This window comes from Bacillus mesophilus (genome assembly GCF_011008845.1).
GTDB lineage: Bacteria > Bacillota > Bacilli > Bacillales > SA4 > Bacillus_BS > Bacillus_BS mesophilus.
On the sequence record NZ_JAAIWM010000001.1, the window covers coordinates 108220 to 121347 of the forward strand.

Here is a 13128-nt window from a genome sequence, read left to right on the forward strand (position 1 = left end):
AAGAGTTACTATAACACAGGAAAAAGTCATAATCAAGCTAGTTTTGCCGAGTTATCAATTAAATTTTAAAAAGAGCTCGATTTCTGTCACTCCTTTATTCAATTGTTTAGCAATCTCTTCCACTGATAATCCTTTATTATGTAGTTTTTTTGCTTGTTGCCCTAATGGTAACAGTTCAAATTCTTTTTCTTCCTTTTCTTGCTTGGAACCTTTGCTTGAATCGAATGTCTTAAGGTCTTCATCAAACTTAGGTAGTAATGATAATAGATCTTCATCCGAAAGTTGTGGTTCGATTGTATTTATGCTAATTGAAGCTAGTTTTTCCTTTTTTGTTGTCTCTTTTTCAGTAGAAGGCTTAGTATTCATTGGCTTATAATCATGCTTTACCTTTTTTAAGAAGAGTTCATTCTCCTCTTTCATCTCCATAATGTAAGATGATAGAACATCCTCCATATCTTTTAAGAGATTTCCTTGTTTCCGTTCAATTTCTCTTGTCTGTTCTAACCTATAGTATAGAAGGATAATAATTAGGAATGAAACGGCATGAAGAACAAAGCTAACAATTAATAAAAAAGTATTCATAAATTCTCCTACCCACTAATATCAATAATTTTCCCTATAAAAGGGTGCTGTTCTTTTTCTTCTTGATTCGTCTTCTTTTGTGACGAGGATTTCACTTGAGCGCCGTTTGTTGTTGATGAATCTAGGTTAAGAGCTGACTTTTCTTTTTTATCATTTTTGACAACTTGTTTTCTTTTTCGTTCATCTTCTATCTTTGCCCCTCGGGCTATTTGGTCTTGCATATGTTGGCCTCTTTGCTGTAATTGCTCTTGTAGCTTACCAAAGTCCTGTGTTCTGGGAAGTGCAACCTGTAGTTCTATAAGCTTTAAACTCACTTTAACCACTCCCACTACTATTAATATTTAATCGTAAATTGTGTCCAAAAGCTTTTTCATCTTAAATAATGCCTTAGAATGTATTTGAGAAATCCTTGATGTAGAGAGTCCCATGACTTGGCCAATTTCTGTTAGCGTTAATTCCTCTTTATAAAATAAGCTTACGACTAATTGTTCATTTTCATTTAACTGTTCTATTACAAGTGCTAATTGTTCAACCAGTTCATCTTTTAGAAGTTTGTCTTCAGGGGTTAATGTCTTCTCATCCTTAATCGTGAACTTCGCGGACTCTTGAGAATCTTCCATATCCTTAGGACCATCATCGATGGATAAAACATTTGCAAAAAAACCTTCCGTAACAGATTGCTGTACTTCATCTTCAGTTAAGCCCAATTCTTCGGCAATATCTTTGGGTGTTACTGTTCTCATATACTTTTGTTCAAGCTTCTCAATAACACTATCAATTTTCTTTGCCTTTTCCCTAGAACTTCTTGGAAGCCAATCTTCTTTTCGTAAACCGTCTATAATAGCTCCTCTTACCCGAAAGGAGGCATATGTATCAAATTTCAGGTCTCTTGTCGGATCAAATTTTTCTAGCGCATCATATAAGCCTAACATTCCAAGGCTTGTTAAATCATCTTTATTAACGCTCTTAGGAAGTCCCACTGCAATACGCTGAACATGATAATTGACCAAAGGTAAATAAATTCTCATTAGGGAATCTGCCGCTTGACTATCTCGACATTCAATCCACTTTTGCCAATAAATCTGATCATCGTTTGAGGAAACGTGAGTCACAAAATCCCCCCCCTTTTATGGTGATTACTGCTATTCTTTTTGATTTAACATCTCTTTTATGTAACGTGCAGCGATGATTGCCTCTTCCTCACTTAGTGGATCAATCGAACGCTTTATCTTTTCTAGGTCAATATTTTCATTTTGCAAAAGCTGTGATGTTATATCATCATCTACTTCCCGTTTAGATGTTTCTGTCTTCTGTATAGTATGACCTTTAGAATCTCTCATTATAAAATGGAACATCCATCTAAACAGATATGCAATTAGAAAGAAAGATACGAAGGCCACAAACCCACGTATCATAGATGTCATAAAGCTATTATTGGTATAGGCAGAAATAAATACAACAATAAATCCTAAGAAGCCAAAAACAGCATTAATTAGAACAGATCCTGCCATTATAAAATCACAACTCCTTGGTTTACGGTTCGGATCATTAATTCCTTATTTTTGGGGTTAAATTCAATCGTTCGTCCACTATTTCCACCAACATCTTCAGCTAATAGCTTTATATTTAATCGCTTTAGCTCTTCCTTCACCGCTTCTACATTTCTAGGTCCTATTCTCATCATTTCACTTCCAGAGGTAAACTGAAACATCTGGGCCCCACCCGCTATTTTAGCCTTAAGTAGGTGCTGTTTTCCGCCTGCTTTTACGATTAGGTCAACAAGTGCCTCAATGGCAGTATCCGCATACTTAGCAATGTTCATGGTTCCTGATTTAGCTAAGCTGGAATCTGGTAGCATGACGTGGACCATGCCAGCGATATCTTGAATGGAGTCATATAGAACCACACCCACACATGAGCCAAGCCCTGATGTGCGAATAGTGTTTGGTGGCTCTACTATATTCATTTCAGCAATACCTACTTTAATAACTGAAGAGAGTTGATTATTGTCCATCATCTGTTACACCTAGAGCTCTGAAGATGATAGAAAATGATTCGGGATCCGGTAGAAAGAAAAAGTGTCCTTTAACACTATCAAGAACAGACTGGTCTTCCTCATGAAGTGCGGTATTTATTAAGATGGCGTAATCACCGACTGTTGATAATTCCATTAATCCAAAGCTTATAATTGCTCCTACCATATCGATACTAATTGCAGGCACTGAAGGATACATATTCAGATTTGTAAAATCAGAAAATGAAGACAGATAAGAACCGGAAAGAATATTTCCTAATTCCTGCAACGCTGAGAGAGCAATCTCTGGATAAGGTGGGTTTTCTAAAGAAAAAGTAGGATCATTGGTTAATTGTTGTACAAACCGAGATGCCTGTTCAATCGATAAAATGTAAAACATGCTTCCAGGTACATCCCCCTCAACCCTTAGAAAGACACTTGCCACAACGCTATCCGTTCCTCCAACCAAATCCATCATTTCATTAAATGAAACTACCTTTACATCTGGGACCTTCATGTCGATCTTTTTATTGAGTAATTTAGACAATGCCGTCGCAGCATGTCCTGCACCGATATTACCTACTTCTTTTAAGATATCAAGATGGGTTGCATTGAAATTTTTTAAAAATGACATATATTTTCCCTTTAGCCTTGTATTTCTTTTAATTCACTAGGATTCAAGATGGCATCTAACTTTAATAGAATTAAGAGACGCTTCTCTATTTTAGCTACGCCCTTCAGATAGTTCGCTTCAACTGCTCCAACAACCTCAGGAGGAGGCTCAATAGCATCAACAGGAATATCAATCACATCATTTGCAGCATCGACAATTAGACCTACCTCTATATCTTCAACAGATACAATGATAATTCTAGTACTGTCGGAATAAACTTGTTCTTCCAAGTTAAAACGCGTTCTTAAGTCGATAACAGGAGTCACTAACCCACGGAGGTTAATAACTCCTTTTACAAATTTCACTGTTTTAGGTACTCGAGTTATATGCTGTACCTTCTCGATGGAACGTACCTGCTGTACAGGTACTCCATACTCTTCATCTGCTAATTGAAAAACAATCACTTTTATATCATTTGAGAATAATTCTTCTGACATTCCTCTGGTCCCTCCCCTTCTCTATTATTTAATTAAGGCATTACAATCAACAATTAATGCTACTTGTCCATCTCCTAATATCGTTGCACCTGAAATAGCGAAGACAGAAGTTAAATAGTTACCAAGTGATTTTAGTACAACCTCTTGTTGACCGATAAATGAATCTACTACAAGTCCAGCCATCTTATCACCTTTTCTAACGATGACAACGGATAGGAACTCATCTAATTTTTCACTTTCAACAACCTCAAAGACATCTTTAAGGAATACTAATGGTACAACTTTACCTCTAAAATCGATTACTTTTTGATTATGAGCATTAAGGATATCAGATTTCTTAACAATCGCCGTTTCTATTATAGAAGAAATAGGAATTGCGAACTTTTCCTTTTCAAGTTCAACAAGCATTACAGAAATAATGGAGAGAGTCAGTGGAAGCTGTATGGAGAATGTTGTCCCCTTGCCCTCAACTGAATCTATAGAGATAGAACCACCTAATGATTCAATTGTATTTTTAACAACATCTAGTCCTACTCCACGACCAGATATATCTGAAATAGTATCTGCAGTAGAAAAACCTGAAGACATAATTAATTCAAACACTTGCTTATCAGACATCACTTGTGCGTTTTGTTCAGATACAACACCCTTGCTAATTGCCTTCTTAAGAACTTTCTCGCGGCTTATACCCCCACCATCATCCTCTATTTCAATAAAGACATGATTTCCACTATGATAAGCCTTCAGAACAACGGTTCCTTCTTCATTTTTACCATTTTTTCTTCTAACTTCTGGCATTTCGACACCATGGTCGATAGCATTTCTTAATAGATGAACTAAAGGATCGCCAATTTCATCTATTACCGTACGATCTAATTCGGTTTCAGCACCAACCACTACTAGCTCAATTTTCTTTCCTAAATCTCTTGCTAATTGACGAACCATTCTCGGGAAACGATTAAATACTGTTTCAACTGGAACCATTCTCATATTTAAAATGATGTTTTGTAAATCTCCAGAAATCCTAGACATTCTCTCAACTGTCTCATGTAACTCCGAGTTATTTAATTCATTCGATATTTGTTCTAAGCGTCCTCGGTCAATTACTAATTCTTCAAATAAATTCATCAATATATCTAGTCGTTCAATATTTACACGGATTGTTTTATTACTAACATTAGCAGCTGCTTTTTGTTGACTTTTCTTCTCTTCTGGCACATCTTCTACATCTGGGGATGGATCCTGAACTTGAATTGTTTCTTCAGTTTCGGAAGGTGTTTCATTGTGCTGTACAGAGGATGATTCAATTAATTGAACTAAGACAGTTTCAACTTCTGAAACCTTTGAAACCTTACTTTGAATATCAGAAGGGGATTCTTTAGAGACGATTGTAACAGTAAAGGATTCCTCAAACTTTTCATCTTCTAATAATTCAACACTTGGGTTAGATTTTATGACTTCTCCTATTTTTTCTAGTATTTCAAACACCATAAATACGCGAGCAGCCTTAAGGAGGCAATCTTTACGAAGAGAGACGGTTACTTCATACCCTTCAAATCCTTGTTCTCTAGACTGTTGTAAAACAGTAAGTTCGAATTGATCATAATTCTGATTTAGAGTTTGTTCTTGTTTTTGCTGATGGTCTTGAACAGGAACATTGGTTGAAATCATTGGCTCAAACTTTTCACCATTTTCGATTGCTACTAGCTTAGCTACGACTTCTCGAACATCTCGCTTCCCATCTCCACCAGCTGCAATTGAAAAAACCATTGCTTCAAGATCATCTACAGATTGAAATACTACATCAAGGAGTTCCGCAGTCACCTTTATTTTATTATTTCGAATTCCGTCTAAGACATTTTCCATTTGGTGTGTTAGACTAGCCAAATCCTCATAGCCCATTGTTGCAGACATCCCTTTTAAGGTATGAGCTGATCTAAAAATTTCGTTGACTATTGTCATATCACTAGGATTTTTTTCTAACACTAATAGATGGTCATTTACTGCTTGAAGATGTTCTTTACTTTCTTCAATAAACACTTCAAGATATTGGCTCATTTCCATGTTTGTATCCCCTTTACTTACTCATCATCTTCATAATTTCTTCTGCTATCTTCTCAAGTCTAGCGACTACATCTATTTTATTAGAAGCAATAGCTGTCTTTGGCATTCCGAATACGACCGATGTTTCCTCTGATTCAGCAATACTCCTTACCTCACCAGATTGTTTTAGTTTCTTTAATCCCTCTGTGCCATCCGATCCCATTCCTGTCATAATGACAGCTATTTTGGCTACATCTAGGAGTTCATTTACCGATTCAAATAAGACATCTACGGCAGGCCGGTGACCGTTTCGAGGTACAGTGATATTATCTAATTTTACTGCTAGTGAGGTTCCGACTTTCACAACTTTAAGATGAAAGCCACCAGGAGCAATATAAGCCACTCCTCTTTTTAACACTTCACCATCCTGCGCTTCTTTTACATGTATTTCACTGATTGAATCTAATCTATCTGCTAAGGACTTTGTAAAGCCAGGTGGCATGTGTTGAACAACAACAATTGGAGCATCAACGTCTCTCGGTATTCTCGTTAATACTTGTTGAAGTGCTCTTGGACCACCTGTAGATGTACCGATGCAGATTATTTTTTTAGATAAAGAAAAGCCCTGTGATATTGTGACACTTTTTTCTATCTTACTACAATTATCGACATTTGTTATAGGTGATTTAACAATCTGGCTATCAAACCGTAAATTTAATTTCTTTACCTTAGAGGCATGATAGACTTTTTGAATAATTTCATCCTTTACCTTGTCTATATCAAGAGAGATTGCTCCAGAGGGCTTAGCAATGAAATCAACTGCCCCATACTGCATAGCAATTATCGTGTTTTCTGCACCTTCTTTAGTTGTACTAGAGAGCATGACAACAGGCACAGGTTCTACTCTCATAATTTCTTTAAGTGCATCTATCCCGTTGAGTATGGGCATTTCTACATCCAAAGTTACAACATCAGGCTTTAGTTCCTTTACTTTTTCAACGGCATCCTTACCATTTCTTGCAACAGCTACAATTTCAAACCTATGATCTTCTTCAAGAAAGCTTGAAATCATTTTTCTCATAAATGCAGAGTCATCTACAATTAGCACTCGTATTTTTCCCACTTGATGATTCCCTACCTTTCTGAGAAGTAATGACGAAGTCTTGTTATAAATGAAGGAGGCTTTTCTTTTTCGAACTCTTCTTTTTTGCCGAGTAAATATCGTTCTGTTAAGGCTGCTAGTGCGGTACTAACTTTTGATTTCGGATCAAATATTGAGAATGGAATTTGTCTACTTACTGCCTTATTCACCATTCGATCATCTGGTAAATAACCAAGTATAGTAACTTCCTTCTGAAGGAATTGCTTGATTACATGACTTAACCTTTTTAAAGTATTAGTTCCATCTTCTGTGCTTTGTGCTCTGTTTACTACTAAATAAAAATCTGCATCGCTATCTCTGCTACTGATAAATTTCAGCATAGAGTAAGCATCAGTCATTGAAGTTGGTTCTGGAGTAGTAATTAAGATAATTTCATGAACTGACAGAAGGAATTGTAAGGTTTCTTCCGTGATCCCCGCTCCCATATCGAATAAAATATAATCATACTGCAGGGAAAGTCGCTCTAATAAATTTAATAAATAGTTAAGTTTTTCATCGTCTAATTTAAATAGATTTGTCAGTCCTGTTCCACCCGATATATAAGAGAGCCCTTTAGGACCATGTTTGATAATATCCTGGATCGACATATTTGGTTGGAATATATCAATAAAGCTAACTTTTGAAGATTGCCCCAGCAGGATGTCTATGTTACCCATCCCAATATCCATATCTAGAAGCAAGACATTATGCCCTTTTCTGGTTAGATTGATGGCAAAATTCAGAGAAAAATTGGATTTACCTACCCCGCCCTTTCCACTAACAATGGCCATTACCTTTGCTTCTTTGCGACCTTGCATTTTTAATAGTCGTAAACGTAAGCTTTCGGCTTGATCTCTCATTCTCTTATCTCTCCGAGAATTGTATCCACTATCGTATTAGGTGATGCTTCTAAAATATCATCGGGCACATTTTGTCCAACTGTTATGTAAGCTACACCTTTTTTATAAGTTGACATTAAATTCAGTATTGCGCCGTATTGAGACGTTTCATCTTTCTTTGTGAATATTAACTTCTCTATATTAATTGTCGAAAACTGTTTATATATCTCATGCATATCCTTAATTTTTGAAGTTAAGGAAAGAACCAAGAAGGTTTCCATTTCTTCTGAGAAATCAATCACTTCTCGTAACTCATTCACGTATTGTTGGTTTCTAAAATTTCGACCGGCTGTATCAATAAATACTAGATCATAAGAGGAAAAGTGTTCTTTGGCTTTAATAAAATCTTCAATATTGTAGCAAACCTCAATCGGCACGTTTAAGATTTTAGCATACGTTTTTAACTGTTCAATGGCAGCGATTCGATATGTGTCTGTAGTAATAAAAGCAACCTTCTTTTCATGCTTAATGACACAGTTTGCTGCGATTTTGGCCAATGTAGTCGTTTTGCCAACCCCAGTTGGACCAATTACATTAATAAATTGCTTCTTAAATGAAATGCCACCGTGATCAAATTGTTCAACAAAGTTTGTAATAGATTTTCGTAACCACTTGCTTATTTCTTGATCTGCTACATTAGCATCATGCTTGTACCATTGTTCTACCAGCTTTTGCATAAAGGTAGTGATCAGTGTATCATCTACCTCTTGGTCCCTCAGCTGCCTTTCATACTTTTGCAAGGCAACAGGATAGGAGCCCGATGTTGTGGTTGGTTGATTCGACATATCTTTAATTAACATTTTAAGTTCATCCAGCTCTTCTTTTAAGGCACGCTCTGAACCGGCTAAAGGTTGATTCTTTTTTGTAGGTAGTTGATCATTGACCTCTGGCTTAACTTTTAGAGGTTGCTCGATCGGCCGTGGTTGCTGCTTTTCCTTTTGAATCGGCTCATTTGTAAATGGAGAAGGGTCAATTGCTGCAATAACCTCAATATTCTTTTTAGTGAAAAATCCAAACAAGCCACCCGTATAGACGACTTTTGAATTCAGAATAACAGCATCCTTACCTAATTCTGCTCTAATTTTTTTCATAGCCTCTGGCATTGATGGAGCTATATATTTTTTTACCTTCATTCTATGTTCACCACCCCAACACTTTGAACTTCAACATTTGCCTCAAGCTCATTGTAAGAAAGAACCGGTACGTTTGGTAAATATCTTTCGATCAATTGTTTCACATACATTCGAACTGCAGGAGAGCAAAGAATGATGGACTGAAGCTCCTGTAATGATAGTTGTTCAACCTGACTTGCTACTGCCTGAATAATATCCTGTGAAACATTTGGATCTAACGATAAATAATTACCATGCTCTGTTTGTTGTACTCCCTCAGCAATCGCCTTCTCCACTCGTCCGGATAAGGTTACAACCTTCAGCACATCCCCCTCACTTACAAACTGTGAGGTAATTTGTCGTGCTAGTGCTTGTCTAACATATTCTGTTAGTATATCCGTATCTGTTGTCATCTTTCCAAAATCGGCTAAAGTTTCAAATATGATTGGTAGGTTTCGGATAGAAACCTTTTCTCTAAGGAGCTTGCCTAACACCTTTTGGACATCCCCAATAGACAGTGGATTTGGTGTTACTTCCTCAACTAAGATAGGATACGATTCTTTGATATGATCAACTAATTGTTTTGTTTCTTGTCTACCTAGAAGTTCGTGTGCGTTTGTTTTCAATAGTTCAGTGATATGAGTAGATACAACAGAAGGAGGATCAACTACGGTATAACCAAACATTTCCGCCCTCTCCTTCACATCCTCTGTTATCCATTTAGCGGGTAATCCAAAAGAAGGTTCAATCGTATCAATACCTTCAACTGCATCATCTTCGATTCCAGGACTCATAGCTAAATAATGATCTAACAGAAGCTCTCCTCTTGCCACTTCATTACCCTTTATTTTCAATCGATACTCATTGGGTTGTAGTTGAATATTGTCTCTTATTCTAACAACAGGAATGACAATACCTAATTCTATGGCAAGTTGCCTCCTAATCATAACTACCCGGTCTAATAGATCTCCCCCTTGGTTCGTATCAGCTAAGGGAATTAACCCGTATCCAAACTCAAATTCAATCGGATCAACGTTAAGTAAGTTAACAACACTTTCCGGACTTTTCATTTCATCAGTCTCAATCATTTCCTCTAATGCCTCGAGTTCGTCATGATCCGGTTCTTTTACCCGACCTAACATATACCCACCAAAGCCCAGTAAAGCAGCTATAGGAATAGTTAGTAAGTCGTTTAAAGGCGTAGCAATACCCAGGAAGAAAATCGTTCCAGCCGCAACATATAGCATTTTAGGAAATGCAAATAGTTGAGCTGTAATATCAGAACCCAGATTGCCATCAGATGCTGCACGAGTAACAATAATACCAGTAGCAGTTGAAATCATTAGGGCCGGTATTTGGGATACTAGACCGTCACCTACAGTTAATATCATAAATGTATTTACAGACTCGTTAAATGTTAGCTCCATTTGAACCATGCCAATTACAATTCCGAATAGAATGTTAATAATGGTAATAATGATTCCCGCTATGGCGTCACCTTTAACAAATTTACTTGCACCATCCATTGCACCATAAAAATCAGCTTCACGTTGAATCTTATCACGACGCTCTGTTGCATTCTTCTCAGAAATTAACCCAGCATTTAAGTCAGCATCAATTGCCATTTGTTTTCCTGGCATTGCATCTAAAGTAAAACGTGCAGCAACCTCTGAAACACGCTCAGAACCTTTTGTGATAACTAGAAACTGAATGATAATCAGAATTAGGAATACCACAAATCCAACTAAAGCATTTCCCCCAATAACGAAATTACCAAACGTATCAACTACATTCCCAGCTTCTCCCTCACTAAGGATTGATCTTGTTGTGGATACATTTAAACCTAGTCGGTATAAGGTTAAAATCAATAATAAAGAAGGAAAAACAGATAATTGCAAGGGTTCGGTCATATTCATTGCAGTCAGTAGAACTACTAATGCAAGAGTGATGTTTACCATTATTAAGATGTCTAGCAATAAAGGTGGTAACGGAATAACTAGCATGACGATGATTAAAACAACACCAAGTATAACTGGTAAGTCTCTTGCTCGCATTTACAACTCTCCTTATATACGTACTACACCTTTTGCTTTAGACGATAAATATAAGCTAAAATTTCGGCAACTGCTTTGAAAAATTCTTCAGGCACTGCATCACCAATTTTGGTTTGCTCATAAAGAGCTCTAGCAAGGGGCCTGTTCTCAATCATTGGAACTTCGTTGTTCTCTGCAATATTCCGGATTTTCAATGCTATATAATCTACACCACTAGCAACTACGTACGGTGCATCCATTTTTGCTTCATCATATTTTAATGCAATCGCATAGTGAGTTGGATTTGTGATAACAACGTCTGCTTTTGGAACGTCCTGCATCATTCGTTGCATCGCCATCTCACGCTGCTTTTGCTTAATTTTCGATTTGATTAGAGGATCGCCCTCAACATTTTTATACTCATCTTTAATATCCTGCTTAGACATTCGAATATTCTTTTCAAAGTCAAATTTTTGATAAATGAAATCAAAAACTGAAAGAAACAATAAGACAACTGTTGCAGCGAAACCCATTTTTAGTACGAGCATTGATAAAAATACTAATGCTTCTTCCAAGCTTACTTGAGACAAACGCATAATTCCTTCTATGTCTAACCACAAGACAAAGAATGTAACCAGACCTACAAAGGTAATCTTTAAAGAAGATTTTAATAGCTCTACAATCGCACGCATTGAGAATATATTCTTAGCTCCTTTAATAGGATCAAGCTTCTCGAGCTTAAAATGAATCGCTTCTGTAGAAAATAAAAAACCAATCTGCATGTAGCTTGCTATTACTCCTCCGACCATAGCTACGAGCATTACCGGGAGGATAATGATTGCTATTTCAGGAAGTAGAGTGAATAATAAACTGAAAGTCGTATGCTCAGTTAATTCTAGGAGCATATAATCCTCAAAACTCCTTGTAAAAAGAGCCAGCATCCGGTCTAGCATCAAACCTCCGCCAAACCAAAAAAAAAGGAAAACAAATAGGAGAAGGATGGCTGCATTTACATCCTGACTTTTCGCTACCTGCCCCTTTTTTCTTGACTCTTGTCGTTTCTTCGGAGTTGCCTTTTCTGTCTTCTCACCAGCAAAATATTGGAGATTCAGCTTATACTTGTACAACTTTTATGCCCCTCCTCCAATAATTCGCATTAAATCTCTCATCGCATATTGAATCTGTTCAAATAAATTTCCAACTAGCATAATAAAAATCGACATCATGACAATTAGCATAATTAAGCTAACAATTATTTTTAAAGGGATCCCGACAACAAATATGTTTAGCTGTGGTACAGTCCTAGCTACAATCCCAAGTGCTACATCAACTAAGAACATGGATCCCACTAAAGGTAATGACATTTGAAAGGCAATGATAAACATAGAATTAAAGGTTTTAACTAGATGACTTAGCATTTCTCCTTCACCAAAGGGAATCCACGGCTGATCAATTGGAATAGCTTGATAGCTATAGAAAATACCATCTATTAATAGATGATGACCGTTTACACTAAGTAAAAAAAGGAGAGACACAATGTATAAAAATTGACCCATTAATGGAGACTGAGCTCCAGTTTGAGGGTCAACTACATTGGCAATTGCAAACCCCATCTGAAAATCAATAAATCCTCCTGCTATCTGAATAGCAGATAGTAAAATGAAGGCTGTTAGACCTATTAGAATTCCAACCATTAATTCTTTAATAATTAGCATTATGTAAAATTCATCGAACTGAAGTGCTGTCGGAATCTCAATAGTGTAGTACATGATAAATGCTAAAAAAACAGCTAACCCTACTTTATGGGTATTTGGTATCGTTCTGTATGAAAAAATGGGTACTGTCAGAAAAAAACCGCTTAATCTCACTAATATCAGCAAAAAAGCTGACATCTTTATTAGAAATTCATCCATAAACTAACCTACATAATTATGAAGATTATTTAATATGTCATACGTAAAGCTGATCATTCGAGATAACATCCACGGTCCGAAAAAGACAATACCAATGAATACAGCAACAATTTTGGGGATAAATGCCAAAGTTTGTTCTTGGATTTGAGTGGTTGCTTGAAAAATACTAACGAGCAAACCAATCCCAAGTGCCAATAGCAGGAGTGGTCCACTTATTATTAAAACGGTATAGATAGCCTGCTCGGCTAAAGATATGACAAACTCTGAACTCAAAACAATCA

15 protein-coding genes are annotated in these 13128 nt (G+C 36.6%); all 15 read right to left on the reverse strand.

Features of this window, described 5'->3' with window-relative positions:
• Window positions 1–54 precede the first annotated feature (54 nt).
• The 15 genes from G4D63_RS00510 to fliQ are packed head-to-tail and all read right to left on the reverse strand — an operon-like array spanning window position 55 to window position 13120.
• Window positions 55–582, reverse strand: a complete 528-nt coding sequence (locus tag G4D63_RS00510) for a hypothetical protein (protein WP_163176622.1) — start codon at window positions 580–582, stop codon at window positions 55–57.
• An 8-nt stretch (window positions 583–590) separates the two neighbouring features.
• Window positions 591–896, reverse strand: a complete 306-nt coding sequence (locus G4D63_RS00515) for a hypothetical protein (RefSeq protein WP_163176624.1) — start codon at window positions 894–896, stop codon at window positions 591–593.
• Window positions 897–923: 27 nt separating this feature from the next.
• Window positions 924–1694 carry a FliA/WhiG family RNA polymerase sigma factor gene (locus tag G4D63_RS00520; protein ID WP_163176626.1) on the reverse strand — a complete coding sequence of 257 codons (771 nt, stop codon included), beginning with the start codon at window positions 1692–1694 and terminating at the stop codon, window positions 924–926.
• Window positions 1695–1724: 30 nt separating this feature from the next.
• The gene (locus G4D63_RS00525) at window positions 1725–2093 is read right to left on the reverse strand and encodes a hypothetical protein (protein ID WP_163176628.1); all 369 of its coding nucleotides are present in this window, start codon (window positions 2091–2093) and stop codon (window positions 1725–1727) included.
• Window positions 2093–2599 carry a chemotaxis protein CheD gene (locus G4D63_RS00530; RefSeq protein WP_163176630.1) on the reverse strand — a complete coding sequence of 169 codons (507 nt, stop codon included), beginning with the start codon at window positions 2597–2599 and terminating at the stop codon, window positions 2093–2095. Before G4D63_RS00530 ends, G4D63_RS00525 begins: the two co-directional genes overlap by 1 nt.
• Window positions 2586–3230 (reverse strand): chemotaxis protein CheC, encoded by a 645-nt coding sequence (locus G4D63_RS00535; protein ID WP_163176631.1) that lies wholly within the window; start codon window positions 3228–3230, stop codon window positions 2586–2588. The genes G4D63_RS00530 and G4D63_RS00535 overlap by 14 nt, the downstream gene beginning before the upstream one ends.
• An 11-nt stretch (window positions 3231–3241) precedes the next feature.
• A complete protein-coding gene (locus G4D63_RS00540) occupies window positions 3242–3706 on the reverse strand; it encodes a chemotaxis protein CheW (protein WP_163176632.1) in 465 nt (154 codons plus the stop codon).
• Between the two features lie 24 nt (window positions 3707–3730).
• A complete protein-coding gene (locus tag G4D63_RS00545; RefSeq protein WP_163176634.1) occupies window positions 3731–5770 on the reverse strand; it encodes a chemotaxis protein CheA in 2040 nt (679 codons plus the stop codon).
• A gap of 13 nt (window positions 5771–5783) precedes the next feature.
• The gene (locus tag G4D63_RS00550; protein WP_163176636.1) at window positions 5784–6872 is read right to left on the reverse strand and encodes a chemotaxis-specific protein-glutamate methyltransferase CheB; all 1089 of its coding nucleotides are present in this window, start codon (window positions 6870–6872) and stop codon (window positions 5784–5786) included.
• Window positions 6873–6883: 11 nt separating this feature from the next.
• Window positions 6884–7750 (reverse strand): MinD/ParA family protein, encoded by an 867-nt coding sequence (locus G4D63_RS00555; RefSeq protein WP_163176638.1) that lies wholly within the window; start codon window positions 7748–7750, stop codon window positions 6884–6886.
• Window positions 7747–8922: a flagellar biosynthesis GTPase FlhF gene (flhF, locus tag G4D63_RS00560; RefSeq protein ID WP_163176640.1), complete on the reverse strand. Its 1176-nt coding sequence runs from the start codon at window positions 8920–8922 to the stop codon at window positions 7747–7749. The genes G4D63_RS00555 and flhF overlap by 4 nt, the downstream gene beginning before the upstream one ends.
• On the reverse strand, window positions 8919–10955 hold the full coding sequence (flhA, locus tag G4D63_RS00565) for a flagellar biosynthesis protein FlhA (RefSeq protein WP_163176642.1): 2037 nt from the start codon (window positions 10953–10955) through the stop codon (window positions 8919–8921). The genes flhF and flhA overlap by 4 nt, the downstream gene beginning before the upstream one ends.
• A 23-nt stretch (window positions 10956–10978) precedes the next feature.
• A complete protein-coding gene (gene flhB / locus G4D63_RS00570) occupies window positions 10979–12061 on the reverse strand; it encodes a flagellar biosynthesis protein FlhB (protein WP_163176644.1) in 1083 nt (360 codons plus the stop codon).
• 3 nt (window positions 12062–12064) lie between these two features.
• Complete coding sequence (gene fliR / locus G4D63_RS00575; protein ID WP_163176646.1) at window positions 12065–12847, reverse strand: flagellar biosynthetic protein FliR; 783 nt, start codon at window positions 12845–12847, stop codon at window positions 12065–12067.
• Between the two features lie 3 nt (window positions 12848–12850).
• A complete protein-coding gene (fliQ, locus tag G4D63_RS00580) occupies window positions 12851–13120 on the reverse strand; it encodes a flagellar biosynthesis protein FliQ (RefSeq protein WP_163176648.1) in 270 nt (89 codons plus the stop codon).
• Window positions 13121–13128: the final 8 nt, after the last annotated feature.